An 18,646-nucleotide genomic window follows, 5' to 3' on the forward strand; every position below is an offset into this window, starting at 1 on the left:
CTGGCCGCCGCGCTGCTCGCGGTGGTCCTGGTGACGCTGCTCTGACCGGGCGGGACCAGGGGGTCTTCCCGGTCAGAGCAGCGGCCGGTCAGGCTTCGGACTCCGGGCGGCCGTCGGCGGCCCAGGCCGTGTGGAACGACCCTTCGCGGTCCACCCGGCGGTAGGTGTGGGCCCCGAAGAAGTCCCGCTGGCCCTGGACCAGCGCGGCCGGCAGCCGGTCCGCGCGGAGGCCGTCGTAGTAGGCCAGGGCCGTCGAGAAGCCCGGCGTCGGGATGCCGAGCTTGACCGCCGTCGAGATCACCGAGCGCCACGAGTCCTGCGCGTCCTCGACCGCCTTGCGGAAGCCGCCCGACGTCAGCAGCGTCGGCAGTTCCGGCTCGTCGGCGTAGGCCGCGGTGATGTCGTTGAGGAACTTCGCGCGGATGATGCAGCCGCCGCGCCAGATCGAGGCGACCTTGCCGAGGTCGATGTCCCAGCCGTACTCGGTCGCGCCGGCCTGGATCTGGTTGAAGCCCTGCGCGTACGCGACCACCTTCGACGCGTACAGCGCCTGCTCGACGTCGTCGGCGAAGCGCTCCAGCGCGGAACCCGACAGCGGTGCCGCCGACGGGCCGCCCAGCCCGCGAGCCGCCGCGCGCAGCGACTTGGACCCGGACAGCGAACGCGCGAAGACGGCCTCGGCGATGCCCGAGATCGGAACACCCAGGTCGAGGCCGATCTGCACGGTCCAGCGGCCGGTGCCCTTCTGCTCGGCGGCGTCCTCGACGACGTCGACGAACGGCTTGCCGGACGCGGCGTCGACGTGGGCCAGCACGTCGGCGGTGATCTCGATCAGGTAGGAGTCGAGCCGCCCGGTGTTCCAGGTGCGGAACACCTCGGCGATCTCGGCCGGCGCGTAGCCGCCCGCGTGCCGGAGCAGGTCGAACGACTCCGCGATCAGCTGCATGTCGGCGTACTCGATGCCGTTGTGCACCATCTTGACGAAGTGGCCGGCGCCGTCCGCGCCGATGTGCGTGCAGCACGGCTCGCCGTCGACCTTCGCCGAGATGTCCTCGAACAGCGGGCCGAGCGACTCGTACGACTCCTTCGAGCCGCCGGGCATGATGCTCGGCCCGTGCAGCGCGCCTTCCTCGCCGCCGGAGACGCCGCTGCCGACGAAGTGCAGGCCACGCTCGCGCAGCGCCTTCTCGCGGCGGCGCGTGTCGGCGAAGTGCGCGTTGCCGGCGTCGATGATGACGTCGCCCTCTTCGAGCAGCGGCGCGAACTCCTCGATGACGGCGTCGGTCGGGCCGCCCGCCTTGACCATGATCACGACCTGCCGCGGCCGCTCCAGCGCGTCGACGAACTCCTGCGCGGAGTACGCCGGGATGAAGTCGCCCTCGTCGCCGAACTGGTCCACCAGCGCGCGGGTCCGCTCCTCGGACCGGTTGTGCAGGGCCACCGTGTGGCCGTGCCGGGCCAGGTTGCGGGCCAGGTTGCGGCCCATGACCGCCAGGCCGGTGACCCCGATGCTCGCCTTCTTGCTCATCCGAATCCTTCCGAAGAACTCTCTCGATTCAGACCCTAGTCCGATCGAGGCCTCAAGGAAGGCCACGGAGGAGCAGCTCACCTAGTTCAGGAGAAGCAGCGGATCGGTCCCTTGTTGAAGGCGAGCATGTCGGTGATCGCCGCCACGAGGTCGATGTCCGCGCCCCACTCGGCGCCGTCGAGCTCGGCGTACGCGCGGTGCAGGTTCCCCGGCAGCCGCTCCTGTTCGCTGAGTGACGCGAAGTCACCCAGGTCGGTCTCCTTGGCCAGCTCCAGCGGGGACAGCCCGGCCGCCTTCCCGCGCTCGGCCGTCTTCTGGACGAAGGCCAGGTATGCGTCCACTTTGTCCACTACGTCCAATCCGCACGGGCCGCCGTGGCCGGGCAGGATCACCTCCGGGTCGAGCTCGCGGATCACGTCGAGGCCCTGGCGCCACCCGGCCACCGAGCCCATCAGCGCGAACGGGCTGCCGCCGTGGAACACCAGGTCACCGGCGTAGAGGACGCGCTGCGCCGGCAGCCAGACCAGGACGTCGTTGGTCGTGTGGGCGGCGTGGCCGGGGTGGATCAGCTGGATCTCGACGTCGCCGGCGTAGAGGGTGAGCCGGTCGTCGAAGACGATCTCCGGCGGCCGCGGCTCCAGCTCGCCCCAGTCGCTGCCGACGAAGATGCCCTCGAACTTCTGGATGCCCTCGGCGACCAGCAGCTCGCGCGTCTTGCGGTGGCCGACCACGGCCGCGGTCGTGACGAGGTAGTTGCCGTTGGTGTGGTCGCCGTGGTGGTGGGTGTTCACCAGCGTCGTCACCGGGCTGCCGGTGGTCTGCTCCACCGCCGCGAGCAGCGCGCGCGTGCGCCGCTCGGTCGAGCAGGTGTCGATGAGCACGGTGTGGTCGCCGGCGTCGACGAACCCGCAGTTGTTGATGTACCAGGAGCCGTCCGGCTGGACGTAGCCGTGGACCCGGTCGGCCAGCCGGGTGACGGCGGCGGCGGAGGGCGAGCGATCGGTCACGGCGCCCACTATGCCCCAGGGCAGGCTCCGCCGGTTGGCCGAATAATTCGGAATTTCACTGGTCCAGGAGAGTGATACCGCAGGTGACTGGCATTCTGCGGCGTTTCCTGGAACGCTGCGCGGTGTCATCATCGAGATCCGCAAGGTGAAGCACTAACCTGGGTGGGTTCGATAGTTCGCGCGCGACGGCGACCGGGAGGCCGCCGTCGCTTGGTAGTGGTCCGGGAGAGCAGGGCGATGGCCAGCACCGTCACCTCGCGCCGGAAGCAGCTCGGGAACGAGCTCCGGCATGCCCGCACCGCGGCGCGGATGACACAGCAGCAGGTCGCCGAGGTCCTCGGCTGCACCCAGGGCAAGGTCAACAAGATCGAGTCCGGTGCCGTCGGGGTGAAGCTCGGGGATGTGCGATCCATGCTGAACGCGTTCGGGATCAACGGCGAAGAGGCCGACACGCTGATGAACCTGGCGCGGGCCGCCGCCGGGCAGCGCGGCCACTGGTCCGGCTACCGCTCGGTGGTGCCGCACTGGTTCCGCACCTTCACCGACCTGGAACCCGCGGCCGCGGAGATCCTCACCTGGCACGGTGAGCGCATCCCGGGCCCGCTGCAGTCCGAGCACTACATGCTCAAGCAGTTCACCGAGGCCGGCGCGACGGACGTGACGTCGCTGGTCCGCAACCGCCTCGACCGCAAGGCGGTGTTCGAGCAGCAGCAGCCGCCCTACTACCGCTTCATCATCAGCGAAGGCGCGCTGCGCCGGGCGCCGGGCGGGTACGCGCCCGCGGTGATGCTCGACCAGGTCGAGCACCTGCTTTCGCTGGAGAAGCACCCGCGCGTCTACGTGCACGTACTGCCGTTCGGCGCGCGGCTGGCCGCGGTGCCCAACGACTTCACGATCATGCGGTTCCCGGACCGCACGCGCGACTTCGTCTACATCGAGCACTCCGCCGGCGGGCTCTACCTCGACGACGTCAAGGACTTCAACATCTTCGTCGACTCGTGGGACAGGCTGCGGGGAGCGGCGTTGGAGCGGCAGGAGACCCGGCAGTTCCTCAAGGAGCTCGCGGAGGGTTACCGCGCGCAGATGCAGCAGCTCCAATAGGGCGAACGGCCGCCTGAGGTATCCCGGCCGGTGAACAACTTTCGGTAGAGTCGGTCTGTTGCGCTGGATTCCCCCGGAAGTGGACATCGTGGACCCCGACTTCCTCCCCGACGTCATCGACCTCGACCGGCCGAACATCGCGCGCATCTACGACTGGGCCCTCGGCGGCACCGCGAACTGGGCGATCGACCGGCAGTTCGGCGAGCAGGCCGTGCAGGCGTTCCCGCTCGCGAAAGCGCTCGCCCGCAGCAACCGCGACTTCCTCGGCCGGGCCGTGCGCTACTGCCTTTCCGAGGGCATCACGCAGTTCCTCGACCTCGGCTCCGGCATCCCGACCGCGGGCAACGTGCACGAAGTGGCTGACGACCACGTCGACGACAGCCGGTGCGTGTACGTCGACAACGAGCCCGTGGCCGTCGCGCACGGGCGGATGCTCCTGGAAGAGGCCGGCGACCCCGAGCGCCACGCCGTGCTGCACGCCGACCTGCGGGACGCCGGCGAAGTCTGGGAAGCCGCGCTGGCCACCGGCGTGCTCGACGCCGACCGGCCGATCTGCCTGCTGACCGTGGCGGTGCTGCACTTCCTGCCGGACGTCACCGGTGTCCGCGAAGCCATCCGCGACTACCGGACGCTGCTGGCGCCCGGATCGGCGTACGTGCTTTCGCACGCGACCGAATCCGGCGTCGAAGGCGACGAGCTGGCGCAGATCCGGAAGCTCGTGAAGCTGTCCGAGCGGTCGAGTTCCCCCGCGGTTTCCCGGTCGCTCGACGAGATCGCCGCGTTCTTCGGTACCTTCGACGTCGTCGAGCCCGGGATCGTGCCTGTGGGAGAGTGGCGCCCGGAGCCCGGCGCCGCCACGGTCCCCCTCGCGAGCGTGGTCGGCGGTGTCGGCCGCAAGCCTGGAGGACGCAATGACTACGCAGGACCCCGAAGCCCCTGAAGGCGTGGACCTGGACCGGCCGAACGCGGCCCGCATCTACGACTGGTTCCTCGGCGGCGACGCCAACTGGGCCATCGACCGCCAGTTCGGCGAGCAGGCGGTCAAGACCTTCCCGATGATCAAGACCGTCGCGCGCGCCGGCCGCGACTTCCTCGGCCGCGGCGTGCGGTACCTGGCGCGCAACGGCGTCGACCAGTTCCTCGACCTCGGCTCCGGCGTCCCGACCGTCGGCAACGTCCACGAGGTCGCGACGGACGTGAACCCGGACGCCCGGTGCGTGTACGTCGACAACGAGCCGGTCGCGGTGGCCCACTCCCAGATCCTGCTGGAGCAGGAGGGTGTCGCGGGACGGCACGCGGTGCTGCAGGGCGACCTGCGCGACCCGGCCGACATCTGGAAGCGCGCGCTCGACACCGGCGTCCTCGACCCGAACCGCCCGATCGGCCTGATCATGGTCGGCGTCCTCTACTTCCTCGGCGCCGACGAGCCGGTGGCCCAGACCATCCGGAAGTACCTGTCGCTGCTGCCGTCCGGCTCCTACTTCCTGTCCTCGCACCTCACCGACGACGGCCTGCACGACATGGCCGACGCGGACAGCCGTGAGACGATCATGAAGCAGTACAACCAGTCGAGCACGCCGCTGCACCTGCGCAGCCGCGCGGAGTTCACGTCGTTCTTCGAGGGCCTGGAGCTGGTCGAGCCGGGCATCGTCTACCTGCCGGAGTGGCACCCGGAGGAGATCGAGTCCAAGGCCACGAAGAAGCTCGCGAACGACCCGGCGTTCGTCGGTCACCTCTGCGGCCTCGGCCGCAAGCCGTGACGGCGGCCGCCTACGACGCGATCGCCGGTCAGTACGCGGAATTCGCCGCCGAGGTCTGGGACAAGCACCCCCTGGAGCGGGCGGTGTGGACGGCGTTCGCGGATTCCGTCCGCGGGCGCGGCCCGGTCGCCGACCTCGGCTGCGGGCCCGGGCACCTGACGGCGCACTTGCGTTCGCTCGGCGTGGACGCGTTCGGCGTCGACCTGTCGCCGGCGATGATCGCGCTCGCCGAGACCGCCCACCCGGGCCTGCGGTTCGAAGTGGGCTCGATGGCGGCGCTGGACCTGCCGGACGCGTCGCTCGCCGGGATCCTGTCGTGGTACTCGCTGATCCACACGCCACCGGCGGAGGTCCCCGCGTACTTCGCCGAATTCGCCCGAATGTCGGCGTCCGGCGGTCACGTTCTGTTGGGGTGCTTCGAATCCGGCGGCGGTCCGCTGACGCCGTTCGACCACAAGGTGACGACGGCCTACAGCTGGCCGCTGGACGAACTGGCCGGGCTGGCGGCCGCGGCGGGCTTCACCGAGGTGGGCCGGGTGTACCGCGAGCCGGTGGCGGGGGAGCGGCCGATGCGGCACGGCGGTCTGCTGCTCCGGAAACCGTAGCCGGAGAAGGCAAGAGCCCCGGTTCCGCAGGAAACCGGGGCTCTTTCGCGGTGGTACGGCAGTTCAGGCGCGCGAGCCGATCCGGCCGCTCATCAGCGGCGTCAGGTCGATCGCGGCTTCCAGCGGGCGGGTCGTGCGGACCCCGTCGGCGTGGCGCCGCAGCGGGAGGTCCTGGTCGGTCGCCCACGTCGTGGTCTTGCGCAGCGGCGCCTGGATCAGGCTGAAGCCGAAGCGGTTCCGCAGCTCGTTCCCGATGCCCCGGCGGCCACGGTGTTCTTCGGCCTCGCGGCGGAACAGCGAGTTCACCCGGACGGCCATTCGTCTACACCCCCAGCTCTCGTCGCGGTGCTTCGGCGCCCCGGAGGGAAAGCGCTTCCGCTTCCGGAGTTCGGACCAGCCTGGTCACGGCCAGCGCGCCGGGTGGCGCACCTTCCTCGACGATCACGCTGTTCCTCCCCCATGAGGTCTTGCGGTGGCGTTGGCTTGGTTGGTTCCGGCTCTGGTCGTTCCGGCTGTTCGGCCCGCCTCGACGACCGCCCGCCGCGGGCAGGCAGTCATTCACCGACACCAGCGCCCCGGCCGATGCGATTAATCCTACTCCTGGAATAATCTTCATGTCGAGGCCGTACCCAGTTGATCACCCGCTTGGCCCTGTGGCTTGCTCCATTGAGACACTGAGTAGCCGGGAGCGGGTGCCTTCGACCAGGTCACGACCGCGCCGCCCATCGATCCTCGGAGGTACGACCCATGGCGGATTATCCGTCGTTCGCGGATTACGATCCGAACACGGCCGTGACCCTGTTCGAAGAGGCCGCCTGGGAGAAGTCGTTCGCCAGCGAGCCCAACGGCGGCAGCTGCGTCGAGGTCAACCTGGGCCGCGACGGCCTGATCGGCGTCCGGGACACCAAGCTCGCGACCAGCCCGGTCTTCGTGTTCGACACCGCCGAGTGGGAAGCGTTCCTGATCGCCGTCAAGGCCGGGCAGTTCGACCTGCCCGCCTGATCGCCCGTACCCCGGAAGACGAATGGTGAAGGCCCCCTTCCCCGCTCTCTACGGTGAAGGAGGCCTTCGCGGCCGTCCGAATACGTCCGGACACCCGATGTGAGGGGAATCTCACCCGATTGCCGGAAGCTCACCCCCGCGCAGCCGGCCGCGGGTCCGGCGCCAGGCCGCCACGACCAGTGCCACGAGCCCGATCAGCGGCAGCGTGCTGATCGCCCAGCTCACGCCCATCGGCGGCCCCGGCTGTTCCAGCACCGGCAACGCGCGCAGCTCGCCGGTGCCGGAACCGGCGGGGCCGTTGACGGTGAAGCGGAAGGTCCAGTCGCCCGGGCGCGGCATCGAGCGGACGTCGAGCCCCCACACCTCGAGTTTGCGCGGGTGCCGGACCAGCGGCTGCTTCCGGTTCTGGCCGCCTTCCGGGTTGAGCATGGTGAGCGTGCCGGACTTGCCCTCGATCCCGCCGTCGGGGATGAAGGTGAAGTCCAGGGACTGCATGGCCTTCAGCGGCCAGGTGCTGAACCCGACGGTCAGCCCGTACGGCCCGGCCTGTACCCGCTCGGTGTGCACGATGTTGACCGGCTCGTAGGCGTTCGCCGGCGCCGCGGTGGCGAAGAGCAGCCCCGCGACGGCGGCCAAGGACAAGAGTGCCCGCTTTATGGGGGTTCCGGGTGGCGGAGCCCCCGGCCGGAGCGGAGCTCCGAATGACACAGCTTTACGCATCAGCGGTTTCCCCCTTCTTCGCGGGCGCCAGCAGGCAGAGCATCCCGCCGAACCGCCACCCGGCGAACCCGCCGAGCAGCCCCAGCGCCGCGCTGAGCACGGCGGTCGTCGTCAGGTACCAGGCCGGCGGCACGTGCGCGCCGGTGTAGAGCAGCGCTCGCTGCAGGGGCAGGCTCAGCCCGAGCAGCAGCCCGGCGATCCCGCCGGCGACCACGGACACCCGGCCCGCGCGCCACCCCCGGCGTCGCCCGGTGAAGTAGACCAGCTCCATCAGCGCGGCGACCGGCAGCAACGCCATCGGGGTCAGCGACGGCATCGCCGGCACCCCGGAAATCGCGTCCCGCAGCGGCAGGCCGACCAGGTCCGCGTACGCCTTCGCCGCCCACGGCGAGAACCACCAGAACACCGCCTGCACGGCCGCGACCAGCGCCGCGGTGCCTGCCGCCCCGCCCGGACGGCGGGTGAACCCGGCGCCGACGGCGACCAGCAGCACCGCCATCATCGACGTCCCGATCGCGACGGCGTCGGCGTAGTCGTCCGGCACCTGCTGCAACCCGAGCGCCAGCACCGGCCCGAAGGTGAGCAGCACGGTCAGCGACGCCAGCGTGCCGAGCCGGCCCCAGCGGCGCTCCCGGGCCGCGGCGAACACCGCGGTCGTGCCGATCAGCGACACCGTGATCGACAGCAGCAGCCCGATGTGCGGCGGCGAGTCGATGACCGCGTCGAAGCCGTAGAGCCCGTGCCACCACTGGTCCCACAGCCCGTACAGCAGGAAGGTCGCCGCGCCGACACCGGAAACCAGGTAGCCCAGCGGGGCCGCGAACGTCCGGCCGAAGACGTTGACCACGCGCCCGCCGATCCGCGGGTCGACCGGCCGCCCCGCGCGCCGCGCCGTCGTCGTCAGCAGCACGACGGCGAGGCTCGCCAGGCCGACGACCGCGCTGCCCGCGTACAGGAACAGGTGCGGCAGCGTGAAGAACGTGTCCGGCCCGACGTCGTCGTGCCACTGGATGTCCCAGGTGAGCCCGACCAGCGACAACAGCGACCCGCCGAGCACGACGTTCGCCGGCAGCAACCCCGTCCGCGCCTGTTTCGCCACCGACGTGGTGCGCACGCCGGATGCGGTGAGATCCATGCCCCCTCCTTAATCGACCGACTACTTGACCAACACGGGAAAGACGATCTGCGCGGGCCCGCCGGGGCCGCGCAGCGAAACGGAAATCTCCCACTGCCCGGACATCGGCAGCCCGACGTCCGTGGCGCGGTACCGGCCGGGCCCGTCCGGCGCGGCGGGGACCGCCGGGAACGCGTGCCCCATCTGCGCCATGACCGGCGCGACCGTGACGGCGTCGGGCGTCGGCCCGGTCACCGTGACCACGATCGTGTTGCCGCCGATGTGGGGCTGTTCCGCGGAGAACTGGACGGTGTAGGGACCCGAAACCACCTGCTGGGCCGTGGGTTTCGCGTCGCCGCCACCCCAGAGCAGCCACGCGGCACCGGCCGCGACGACCAGGGCGACGACGGCGATCAGCAACGTGGGGCGTTTCACCGGCCGGCTCCTGTCGTCGGGACGTCGACCACGGCGGGCACGGTGAGCACCCGATAGCCGCGTTCGGCCTGCAACCAGATCCGGTACCGGCCGGGCTGGGCGAAGGTGTAGGTGAAGCCGACGTCCGGGCCGTATGCGGCGACTGTCTCATCAGGACGGTCTTGCTGGCCTGCGACCGGCGGGATCATGGCGTGGACGTGCGCCCACGTCGGTGCCTTGGCGGCGCTTTCGCCGACGGGGCCGGTGATCGGCCCGGCGACGATCAGGTGGCCGAGCATGCCGAGCCACGGCTGGAGGTCCTGGGCGGGGAAGCGCGCGGTGATCGTCGTCGGCGTCCCGGGACTGACGGTGAGGTCGACCGGCGTGCCGTCGATCGTCCGCGGCCCGGCGCCGGGTGGTTCGGGTGCGGGAGCGGCGGTGCCCTTGAGGTCCACTGTGGACCGAGCCAGCTGGACCCCGCCGCCGCGCCGGGCGAGTTCGGCCGCGACCGCGTACGTGCCCGTCTCCGGATCGGCGAGGTGGACGCGGTAGTCGCCGGGGCCGACGCGCACCGGGTGCAGGTGGCTCAGCCGGCCGGACGGCGAGACGAGCACCAGGTGCACGAGGGCGTTGTCGCGGACCAGCAGGTCGTCGGCCGGGCGGCCGGTGGCGCCGTCGGTGAGACTCAGCTCGAGGTCGTCGTTCCCCGCTCGGACGGTCAGGTTCACCGGCGGCCGCGAGTAATCCACTGTGGACATCTGGGCGTTCGCGTACGGGTCGGTGACGTTGTCGAACGTCGGGTCCAGCCGGCTGCCGGGCGCGGGTGGCGGGGGAGTGCCCGCCGACAGCAGCGCCCCGGTGACGGCGACGGCGATCGCGGCGACCACGCCGGCGCCCGGGATGAGCGCGAACGCCGTCCGCTTGGCGCGCAGCCCCACGACCAGGGCGATGAGCAGGAAGGCGCCCGCGGCGACGAACCCGCCGTAGGTCGCCTTCTCCCACGGTGGGACCACCCGGGCGGGCACGATGAACGGGATCGTGGCTTTCCGCCCGGTGTCGTCGCTCAGCGAGAGTTCCCACGGTCCCGGTTTGTCGACTTGGAGATTTCCGGGGTAGACGCCCGGCGTGGCCCCGAGGACGACGTCCGCGCGTGAGCTCGGGACGCCGTCGGCCGCGACGGCCAGGTGCAGCGTGCCGGGCGCGGTGCCCTGGTGCGTCACGACGTCCACCCGCAGTGGCGACGGTGTGGTGTCGACGCGCCGGATGATCACGGTGAGCTCGCGCTCGCCGAGCGTCTGGGCGACCTGGACGTCGGTGCCGCTCGGTGCGCCGTCGGCGTGCGCGATCCCGCCGCCGGCCACGATCCCCAGTGCGGCCAGCAGCATCAGCAGTACGGCTCTTGGTTTGCTCCCCATCGTGTGCCGAACCTAACCGGTGGATCCGGTGGCGGGCGTCACGGCGGCGAGGGAACTCCGGTCCCCAGTTCGGGGGACCGGAGGCCCCGGGGGTCTCAGGGGTGGAGGAACTTCCGCAGGTGGACGACCACTTCGCCGGGCTGCTCCTCGGGCAGGAAGTGACCGCACTCGGCCAGGGCCTGACCGGTGACGTCGTCGGCGTACTCGCGCCAGATGTCGAGCGTCGGGAGGGTGCCGAGCAGGCCGTTCGCGCCCCAGAGGGCGAGAAGTGGCTGGGTGAGGCGCTTTCCGGCGGCGAAGTCGGCGTCGTCAAGTTCGGCGTCGTCGGGGAAGGAGGCGCGGTAGTCGTCGAAGCCGGCCCGGAGCGCGCCCGGCTGGGAGAAGGCGCGGACGTACTCGGCCTGCGCGTCGGCGTCGAGGGCGTGGCGCTGGTGGGTCCAGCGCTCGAAGAAGTAGCCGAGGTAGGCGGCGATGTTCTGGCCGGCCAGCAGTTCCGGCAGGTCGGGCTGGAGGTGGAAGAGCCAGTGCCAGTACCCCTTGGCGATGCCGGCGTCGAGGCGCTGCCACATCGCGCGGGTCGGGGCGATGTCGAGCACGGCGAGGCGTTCGACCTGGTCCGGGCGGTCGAGGGCCCAGCGGTGGGCGACGCGGCCGCCGCGGTCATGCCCGACGACGGCGGTGGTGGCGAACCCGAGGTGCTCGGCGAGGGCGGCGATGTCGGCGGCCATGGTGCGCTTGTCGTAGCCGTCCCTCGGCTTGTCGCTGCGGCCGTAGCCGCGCAGGTCGGGGGCGATCACGGTGTGCGTCTCGGCCAGGGGGTCCAGGACCTGGTGCCAGCAGTGCGACGTCTGCGGCCAGCCGTGCAGCAGGAACAGCGGCGGGCCGTCACCGGCGCGCAGGTAGTGCAGGCGGATACCGTTCACGGTGGCCATGCTTTCTAACCGGTTCATAGGGTTAGACGGTAGCGCTGCTTCTAACTGTCTTCAAGGGTTAGAATGACGAGCATGGAGTGGGTCTTCGACGGCGGACGGCCGTGCCTCGACCTCGTCAACACGATGCGCAGCCGGCACGAGTCGGGCGTGGAGCTGCTGACGAGCCCGGACGCGCTGGCGGAGTGGTTCTCGCTGGCGGGCTTGACGACGGGCCCGGTGCCGGTGACGGCGGGCAACGTCCTGGCGGCGAAGGCGCTGCGGGAGGCGATCGACCGGGTGCTGCTGCCGCCGGAGGAGCCGTCCTCGATGGACGTCGAGCTGGTGAACAACGCGGCAGCCTCGGCACCGGCACCCCCGCCGCGCTTGGCGTTGGCGGGTGGACAGCTGCGCCGCGAGGTCCCGGCCCCGAAGGACCCGGTGGCGGCAGCCTTCGCAGCCCTGGCGGCGGACGCAATCGACCTGGCCACGAGCGAGGCGGAGGTCCGAGTCTGCGCAGCCGACGACTGCGGCTTGCGGTTCTGCGACGCCTCACCCCGCCGCAACCGCCAGTGGTGCTCGATGTCCCGCTGCGGCAACCGAGCCAAAGCCCGAGCCCACTACGCCCGCACCGCTCCCCAGGCGAGGCAAGATGTGGACAACCCGGCCTAGTCACCTCCCTCACCACCGCATTCCGTCATAGGCACCCGATACGCTGGAGACGGGGGGCGCCCCCGCGGGCCACCGCCCCTCCAATCCCACGTGTCGCCCCTCCAGCCACGCGAGTTGCGCCTCTAATCACGCGAGTTACGCCTTCACTCACACGAGATCGCTCCCCGATCACGCGGGTTCGGCCGTCAATCACGCGGAATCGGCCTGCGATCACCTGAGTTCGGCCTGCGATCAAGCGAGATCCGCCGTCAATCACGCGAGTTCGGCCGGCGATCACGCAAGATCGCGCCTCAAACGCGCGAGTTGCGCCCTCGACCACCGAAGGCCCAGCCGAGCGGCGTCAAGACCGCCGCGCCGAGCCGGGGCCATTGCCGCCGATCAACCGGTCGTAAACCCTAGGATGCGCGCGGAACCACACGTTGAGCTTCCCGATCCACCGCATGTGCGCGGTCCGCAAGCCGGCCGGGATCGGTGTCGCCAGCAGCCGCACCGCCGCCGCTAACCGGTCGAACCGTCGCTGGTCCCGCAAAGTCCACTGTAGACCTAGGCGCTCCCGGAAAGCCGGCGGCAGCGTCGCCCGGATCAGGAACATCTGGATCCGCGCGTGCCACCGCCACCACGAGTCGGGCAGCCACCGGACCGGCTTCCGCACCGTCCGGATCGTCTCGAAAAGCTGCTCGATCGTCGGATTCGTCGCGAATCCCGCCACCATCGCGTCGTAATACCGCTCGAAAGCCGCCCAGTCCGGCGGCAAATCCTGCGAACGCACCCCCAGCATCCGCCCGATGTCACACATCTGCTCGTAGTACTCGTCCAGTTCCGATGTGGACAGACGCCGCCCGAAGAACCGTTGCGCATCAACCGGAACCTTCACCAACGTCGCATGCACCCACGCATACGCCGCAGGATCCAACGCGCTGTACCGCCGCCCGTCCGCCACACCCGTGAACTTCCGGTGCAACGCACGCAACCGAGCCGCCTCGACGCGCGCGCCCGCTGGCCCTCCGTAGACGTAAATCGACAGCGATGCGCCCGTTCGCATCAGGCGCGTCCACGGGTCCGACGTGTAATCCGAGTGGTCCCGCACCCCCGCCGCGACGACCGGGTGGGCCACCTGCAGCACCAGCACCTGCCCGGCCAGCAGCCCGTCGCGGAAGTCGCCGAAGTACTTCCACGCCGCCGTGCCGCGGACGACCGGGCGGGCCATCAAGCTCCGCGCAGCAACATCATCAGCGGCTCGGCGACCGGCGTGTCCGTCTCGCCCGTCGCCAGGCGCCGCAGCTGCAACCCCGCGATCAGCGCCACCACCGGCCCCGCCAGCCGCCCCGGGTCGGGCACTCCCAACGCGCTGAGGATCGTCACCGCCAGTTCGTCGTACGCCGCGAAGCACCGCGAAGACGCTTCGTGCAGCTCCGGGTCTCGCGCCGCCTGCAGGTACAACTCGTGCGCGCCGAGCTCGTCCGCGCCGAACGGCAGCTGCGCGATCACGTGCTCCACCACCGACGCCGCCTGCTCGACGCTCAGCCCCTCCGAGCGGTAGCCGTCCACGATCGCGCCGAGCTTCGCCGTCTCGTCCTCGACGAACAGCAGCATCGCCTCGCGCAGCAACGCCGTCTGGCTGGGGAAGTGGTAGGTCAGCGTCCCGAGGGAGACACCCGCGGCGGCGACGATCCGGCGGTTGGTCAGCCCGCCGACACCGTGTTCGCCGACGACGGTCAGCGCGCCGCGCAGGATGGCCTCCCGGGTGCTCACCAGCTTGTCGCGGGATGCCGCTCCGGCCACCGTTCGACCTCTTCCAGTTGCGCGGCAAGCGAAATCAGCCGCTCCTCGCCGTGCGACGGGCCGAGCAGCTGCGCGCCGAGGGGCAACCCGTCCGCCGTCTGCCCGGCCGGGACGTTGACCCCCGGCCAGCCCAGCACGTTCCACGGCCAAGCGTACGGGCACGCGGCGATCATGGCCTGGTCGGTCTCCCAGCCGGACAGCCCGTCGAACGTGCCGATCGCCGGCGGCGGGGTGGCGGTGGTCGGCGTCAGCAGGACGTCGACGCGGCCGAACACCGAGCCGATCCGCCGGTGCAGGCCCGGCTCGAGGGCACGGGCCAGCCGCAGTGCGGGGCCGGCCAGCAGGCGGCCGTGGCCGGCGTTGCTGCGCGTGCGGGGGTCGAGCCCGGCCCGGTCGGGCACCCGCAGCGTCCAATCGCGGACGCCGGTGAGCGACCGCGGCAGGAAGGTCAGCCCGATCAGGCCGTAGTCCGGCTCGACCTCGACGATCTCGTGCCCCAGCCCGGCCAGGGACTCGGCGAGCCGGCGCACGGCGGCGTCGACGACCGGGTCGAGGCGGGTCTTGGTGGCGGTGAACGGGATCCGCGTGGACAGCCCGATCCGCAGCTTCCCGGGCTCGCGCGCGGCGGCCGCGCGGAACACGCCGGACGTCCCGGCGGCCGCGTCGAGCAGCAGGGCGGCGTCCTCGGTGGTGCGGGCCAGCGGCCCGAGCACGGTGAGGCCGTGGAACAGCTCGCCGTCGGTCGGGATCCGGCCGCGCTGGGTCTTGATCCCGACCAGCCCGGTCCACGCGGCCGGGATGCGCACCGAACCGGCGCCGTCGGACCCGAGCGCGGCCGCGATGACCCCCGACGCCACCGCGGCCGCGCTCCCGCCCGAAGAACCCCCTGGGGTGTGGCCGGTGTGCCACGGGTTGCGCGTCACGCCGAAGGCCGGGCCCTCGGTGAACGGCCACTGGCCCAGTTCGGGGGTGTTCGTCTTGCCGATGATCACCGCTCCGGCCTCGCGCAACAGCGCGACCGCGGGCGCGTCGGCCGTCGCGCACGGGAATTCGCCGAGGCAGCCGAACGAGGTGGGCAGGCCGGTGAGGTCGACGTCGTCCTTGATCGCGACCGGCACGCCGAGCAGGGGAGCGCGCTCGCCGGCGGCCAGGCGGCGGTCCGCCTCGGCGGCTTCGGCGAGGGCTTCGTCGTCACGCAGGTGGCGGAACGCGTTGAGCGTCGGCTGGCTCGCGTGCGCCCGCCCGAGCGCGGCCGCCGTGAGCTCCGCGGAGGTGATTTCACCCGCGGCGAGCTGCGCAGCCTGGGTCGCGAGGCCGGTGAAGTCGAGGCTCGTAGCGGTCATGGTGGCCCCCGAAGGTTCTCGTTCGTTCGAACGAACGTTACCGGATATCGACGGTCTTTGGCTACTCGGCCGCTGGACATTCGCGATGGCGTGCGCGAGGTCGGGCCGCACACTGAGCTCCGCTTCGCGGTGCTTTAACCCCCTATAGTGGTTAGAAAGCCGAGCCTGGAGGGCCGATGACGTTCGACTTCGCCGGATTCCCCGACGCCGCGCTGGCGGCGATTCCCCGCGTCGACCTGGGTGGCTGGCCGACGCCGCTGCACGAGGCGCCGCGGCTCGGCGAAGCCCTCGGCTTGCGCAACCTCTGGCTGAAGCGCGACGACGTCCACCCGCTCGGCGCCGGCGGCAACAAGCTCCGCAAGCTCGAGTACCACCTGGGCGCGGCCCAGGCGGCCGGCGCGGACACCGTGATCACCTTCGGCGCGCTCCAGACCAACCACGGCCGTCAAACCGCCGCCGCGTGCGCGAAGCTCGGCCTGCGCTGCGAACTCGTGCTGACCGCCAAGGTCCCGCGCGACGGCGAGGCGTACGAACGCGGCGGCAACCTCCCGCTCGATAAGCTGTTCGGCGCGACCGTCCACGTCTGCGCGGACGGCGAGGAGACCGGCCGCACGTATGACCGGCTCGTCGCCGAAGCCCAGGAAGACGGCCGGAAGGTCTTCACGATTCCGGTCGGCGGCTCCAACGACCTCGGCGCCCTCGGCTACGTCCGTGCTACGTACGAACTCGCGAAGCAGCTGGAAGAACGCGGCATCGAGCGCGCTCACCTCGTCGTCCCGCACGCCAGCGGCGGCACTGCGGCCGGCGTTGTCCTGGCCACCGCGCTGCTCGGCGGCCTCGGCGTCGGCGTCGCCTGCGTCAGCCACCCGCTCGACGAGGCCACGGAGAACCTCCGCGACCTCGTCGACGGCGCGGCCAAGCTCCTCGGCGTCGAGCCGCCGCCGTCGCCCTTCCCGCACGCGAGGCTGGGCGATTCCACCCTCGGCCCCGGTTACGGCATCCCGACCGACGCCGTCTGGAACGCGTTACGGCTCTTCGGGCGCACCGAGGGCGTGGTGCTCGATCCGGTCTACACCGGCAAAGTGGCCGCCGCGCTGGTCGAATGGGCGGGCCATTTCGCTCCGGACGACCACGTGGTGTTCCTGCACACCGGCGGCATGCCCGGCCTGTACGGCTACGCGCCCGAATTCGCGGCGGCCGTCGAAAGCTGACTCCAGCCGGGCCGCCAGCCACAGCAGCGTTCCCAGCAGCACGACGTCGGCGAGCAGCAGCAGCCGTTGCGTGACGCCGATCGGGAAGGCGTCGGAGATTTCGCGGAACGGCGTCACCCCGGCCTCGCTCAGCCGCACGAACACGAAGCTCAGGGCGAAGAGCGCGAACGCGCCCGCGGTCAGCCGGATCGACCGGACCAGCGCGACGCGCTCCGACCGGCCTTTCAGCGGCTCCAGCAGCGAGATCGCCGCGCCGGGCAGGCTGCAGAACGCGACCAGGCACGCGTAGAGGTGGATTTCGCCGCTCACCGGGTCGGGCGCCTCGGGGTAGCTGGCCGGGAAGACCGCGGCCGCGGCCAGCCCGAGCGCCCACAACGCGAGCAGCAACCGGGTCGTCCGCGACAACGGCACGCCGGCGACCTGCAGCGCGCCGAGCACGGCGAGCGACCCGATGGCCAGCGAGAGCACGCTCGCCGCGAGCATCCCTTCGCCGCGGTCGGTCACCGTGTAGCTCGACAGCGTGTCGTACACCGGATTGCGCGAGCTGACGATGTGCAGCACCACGGCGGTGAACAGGCCCCACCCGATCGCCGCCACCGCGACGAGCCGCCACGGTCTCGTGCGCTTCCCCGTTTCCGTCCCCATGCGTCCAGGTTCGCGGGAAACGCGACCGCCGTGATCAGGGAAGACCCTGATTCGGCCCCTGATTGAAGTCCACGAGGACGAGCGCCTGGTCGTCGTGCCGCTTCGGCCGGGGCCAGCGCTCGCCGTCCGGATCCTGCTTTTCGGCGGTGCGGACGGCATCGAGCACGGCGTCCGGCCCGTCGCCGCGGGTGATCGCCAGAACTTTGCGCCAGTCAAAAAGTTCGTACTGGTCTACGCCGATGGACACACCGTCGCTGGCAAGCAGCACCGCGTCGACATCGGCCCGCGGCCAGCTGCGCCGGACCGAGTGGGCAGCGGCCCCCGGGACGGCTTCGGCGACCCAGAAGCCGTCGTGGGCGTTGCGCCGGCGCCGGACGTCGGCGCCGGTCTGGAGCAGCCCGCGTCTTCGCAGCCGGGTCAGCCGGTCATCCGAGACGACGTCGACGCCGAAGCCGCCGAACCCGACGACCGGGCTATCAGCCAGGACGAGCGCATCGACCCGGTCTTCGAGCCAGCGCACGGCCGCAACCGTGCTCGACGGCGAACGTTGCGGCTGTAGTTCGTATTCGGCGGTGAGGGCGGCGATTGCGCTGGTCAGCACCTCGGTCAGGTCGGCGTCCGGGGCCGCGCGGAGGTCGCCGGCGAGGCGCCGGGCCAGGCGTTCGGCGTACCAGCCGCCGGGCGGGTGCGAGGGATCCGAAGAAGTGGCGCCGTCGAGGACGAGCACCGCGTTGTCCAGCACGACGACGTGGTCCTCGGTGGGGCGTGGGTGGCCATCGGCGCCCACCCCGGCCCGTTCGGCAATCGCGATCTCGGGCATCACCCGACTGTACGTCGCCCGTCCGGCACGTTCGCGCTGAGCGGGGCTCGGTGAGCCGGCACACTTGCCCGCCCTCCGGCGAAATCGGAGCGCCCTTTCGCAGATGCTTTACCGGCTCGAACGAGACGCGGACGCCCAAGCCAGCACCCCACCCAGACCTGCCCCACCACCCCGATCCGAAGCCAGCACGCGGACGGTGGTGCCGGGTCAAGGCACGCTTTCCCGCCTTGACGCGGCACCACCGGCCGTAGTGACAATTCAGGCTTCGGGGTGGTGGGCACCGAGCTCGTCGCCCCTAGGCAGGGGTCCCGGCAAAGTCGGGGTGCCTCGCCCGCACCGGCGCCTACGACGTCCGAGGAGCGCCAGAACCCGCATCAGGGGACTTCGCCGTCCCCCGCCCTCCCAGGGGGGCGTCCCCAGGTCCAGTCTATCGAGGGCGCCCGACGAAAAGCCGCGAAAACCCCAGCTCAGAACCCATTGTCCACACCCCAGCCGAGATGTGAACAAGCCGTCCCAGAGCAGCCCAGCCGACGGCCGCAACTCAGCGCCGAGAACCACCATGTCAACCTCAGTTGACAGCATCCGAATGTCAACGTAGG

The 18,646-nt window shown here is 71.2% G+C and carries 19 protein-coding genes and 1 pseudogene; 7 read left to right on the top strand and 13 right to left on the bottom strand.

The window, feature by feature from the left end:
- Window positions 1-88: 88 nt before the first annotated feature.
- Both gndA and ACWEVN_RS13960 read right to left on the bottom strand, forming a co-directional pair.
- Window positions 89-1,528 (bottom strand): NADP-dependent phosphogluconate dehydrogenase, encoded by a 1,440-nt coding sequence (gndA, locus tag ACWEVN_RS13955; protein ID WP_449684812.1) that lies wholly within the window; start codon window positions 1,526-1,528, stop codon window positions 89-91.
- 86 nt (window positions 1,529-1,614) lie between these two features.
- Entirely contained in the window at window positions 1,615-2,535 is a 921-nt protein-coding gene (locus ACWEVN_RS13960; RefSeq protein ID WP_452051466.1) for an MBL fold metallo-hydrolase, read from the bottom strand.
- A 237-nt stretch (window positions 2,536-2,772) separates the two neighbouring features.
- On the opposite strand from ACWEVN_RS13960, the gene ACWEVN_RS13965 reads away from it, so the two are divergent.
- From ACWEVN_RS13965 to ACWEVN_RS13980, 4 genes are all read left to right on the top strand, one after another.
- Window positions 2,773-3,636: a helix-turn-helix domain-containing protein gene (locus ACWEVN_RS13965; protein WP_013222333.1), complete on the top strand. Its 864-nt coding sequence runs from the start codon at window positions 2,773-2,775 to the stop codon at window positions 3,634-3,636.
- An 88-nt stretch (window positions 3,637-3,724) separates the two neighbouring features.
- Complete coding sequence (locus ACWEVN_RS13970) at window positions 3,725-4,576, top strand: SAM-dependent methyltransferase (RefSeq protein ID WP_449676680.1); 852 nt, start codon at window positions 3,725-3,727, stop codon at window positions 4,574-4,576.
- Window positions 4,548-5,396 (top strand): SAM-dependent methyltransferase, encoded by an 849-nt coding sequence (locus tag ACWEVN_RS13975; RefSeq protein ID WP_449684810.1) that lies wholly within the window; start codon window positions 4,548-4,550, stop codon window positions 5,394-5,396. The genes ACWEVN_RS13970 and ACWEVN_RS13975 overlap by 29 nt, the downstream gene beginning before the upstream one ends.
- Entirely contained in the window at window positions 5,393-6,001 is a 609-nt protein-coding gene (locus ACWEVN_RS13980; RefSeq protein WP_449684809.1) for a class I SAM-dependent methyltransferase, read from the top strand. Before ACWEVN_RS13975 ends, ACWEVN_RS13980 begins: the two co-directional genes overlap by 4 nt.
- A 63-nt stretch (window positions 6,002-6,064) precedes the next feature.
- Here the strand turns inward: ACWEVN_RS13980 and ACWEVN_RS13985 are convergent, their stop codons facing one another.
- On the bottom strand, window positions 6,065-6,319 hold the full coding sequence (locus ACWEVN_RS13985) for a hypothetical protein (RefSeq protein ID WP_449684808.1): 255 nt from the start codon (window positions 6,317-6,319) through the stop codon (window positions 6,065-6,067).
- Between the two features lie 429 nt (window positions 6,320-6,748).
- Here ACWEVN_RS13985 and ACWEVN_RS13990 point away from each other — a divergent pair, with 429 nt between their 5' ends.
- Complete coding sequence (locus tag ACWEVN_RS13990) at window positions 6,749-7,003, top strand: DUF397 domain-containing protein (protein WP_043788437.1); 255 nt, start codon at window positions 6,749-6,751, stop codon at window positions 7,001-7,003.
- Window positions 7,004-7,114: 111 nt separating this feature from the next.
- Here the strand turns inward: ACWEVN_RS13990 and ACWEVN_RS13995 are convergent, their stop codons facing one another.
- The 5 genes from ACWEVN_RS13995 to ACWEVN_RS14015 all read right to left on the bottom strand — a co-directional run bounded on the left by ACWEVN_RS13995 (window position 7,115) and on the right by ACWEVN_RS14015 (window position 11,598).
- Complete coding sequence (locus ACWEVN_RS13995) at window positions 7,115-7,639, bottom strand: hypothetical protein (protein WP_449684807.1); 525 nt, start codon at window positions 7,637-7,639, stop codon at window positions 7,115-7,117.
- 76 nt (window positions 7,640-7,715) lie between these two features.
- Entirely contained in the window at window positions 7,716-8,858 is a 1,143-nt protein-coding gene (locus tag ACWEVN_RS14000) for a hypothetical protein (RefSeq protein WP_449684806.1), read from the bottom strand.
- Window positions 8,859-8,879: 21 nt separating this feature from the next.
- Entirely contained in the window at window positions 8,880-9,272 is a 393-nt protein-coding gene (locus ACWEVN_RS14005) for a FixH family protein (RefSeq protein WP_449684805.1), read from the bottom strand.
- On the bottom strand, window positions 9,269-10,666 hold the full coding sequence (locus ACWEVN_RS14010) for a hypothetical protein (RefSeq protein ID WP_452051467.1): 1,398 nt from the start codon (window positions 10,664-10,666) through the stop codon (window positions 9,269-9,271). Before ACWEVN_RS14010 ends, ACWEVN_RS14005 begins: the two co-directional genes overlap by 4 nt.
- A gap of 95 nt (window positions 10,667-10,761) precedes the next feature.
- Window positions 10,762-11,598 carry an alpha/beta fold hydrolase gene (locus ACWEVN_RS14015; RefSeq protein ID WP_452051468.1) on the bottom strand — a complete coding sequence of 279 codons (837 nt, stop codon included), beginning with the start codon at window positions 11,596-11,598 and terminating at the stop codon, window positions 10,762-10,764.
- 72 nt (window positions 11,599-11,670) lie between these two features.
- Between ACWEVN_RS14015 and ACWEVN_RS14020 the strand changes: the two genes are divergently transcribed.
- On the top strand, window positions 11,671-12,246 hold the full coding sequence (locus ACWEVN_RS14020) for a CGNR zinc finger domain-containing protein (RefSeq protein WP_452051469.1): 576 nt from the start codon (window positions 11,671-11,673) through the stop codon (window positions 12,244-12,246).
- 340 nt (window positions 12,247-12,586) lie between these two features.
- On the opposite strand, the gene ACWEVN_RS14025 is transcribed toward ACWEVN_RS14020, so the two are convergent.
- The 3 genes from ACWEVN_RS14025 to ACWEVN_RS14035 are packed head-to-tail and all read right to left on the bottom strand — an operon-like array spanning window position 12,587 to window position 15,371.
- Window positions 12,587-13,453 carry an oxygenase MpaB family protein gene (locus ACWEVN_RS14025; RefSeq protein WP_452051470.1) on the bottom strand — a complete coding sequence of 289 codons (867 nt, stop codon included), beginning with the start codon at window positions 13,451-13,453 and terminating at the stop codon, window positions 12,587-12,589.
- Window positions 13,453-14,028 carry a TetR/AcrR family transcriptional regulator gene (locus ACWEVN_RS14030; protein ID WP_452051471.1) on the bottom strand — a complete coding sequence of 192 codons (576 nt, stop codon included), beginning with the start codon at window positions 14,026-14,028 and terminating at the stop codon, window positions 13,453-13,455. The genes ACWEVN_RS14025 and ACWEVN_RS14030 overlap by 1 nt, the downstream gene beginning before the upstream one ends.
- Window positions 13,995-15,371: an amidase gene (locus ACWEVN_RS14035; protein WP_452051472.1), complete on the bottom strand. Its 1,377-nt coding sequence runs from the start codon at window positions 15,369-15,371 to the stop codon at window positions 13,995-13,997. Before ACWEVN_RS14035 ends, ACWEVN_RS14030 begins: the two co-directional genes overlap by 34 nt.
- Window positions 15,372-15,547: 176 nt before the next feature.
- Between ACWEVN_RS14035 and ACWEVN_RS14040 the strand changes: the two genes are divergently transcribed.
- On the top strand, window positions 15,548-16,582 hold the full coding sequence (locus tag ACWEVN_RS14040) for a D-cysteine desulfhydrase family protein (RefSeq protein ID WP_449684799.1): 1,035 nt from the start codon (window positions 15,548-15,550) through the stop codon (window positions 16,580-16,582).
- A 78-nt stretch (window positions 16,583-16,660) separates the two neighbouring features.
- Here ACWEVN_RS14040 and ACWEVN_RS14045 read toward each other — a convergent pair.
- Both ACWEVN_RS14045 and ACWEVN_RS14050 read right to left on the bottom strand, forming a co-directional pair.
- Window positions 16,661-17,227: pseudogene (locus tag ACWEVN_RS14045) on the bottom strand (DUF998 domain-containing protein); the annotation flags it as partial.
- A gap of 34 nt (window positions 17,228-17,261) precedes the next feature.
- A complete protein-coding gene (locus ACWEVN_RS14050) occupies window positions 17,262-18,047 on the bottom strand; it encodes a protein phosphatase 2C domain-containing protein (RefSeq protein ID WP_452051473.1) in 786 nt (261 codons plus the stop codon).
- Window positions 18,048-18,646 lie beyond the last annotated feature (599 nt).

Source organism: Amycolatopsis sp. NPDC003861 (assembly GCF_053605405.1).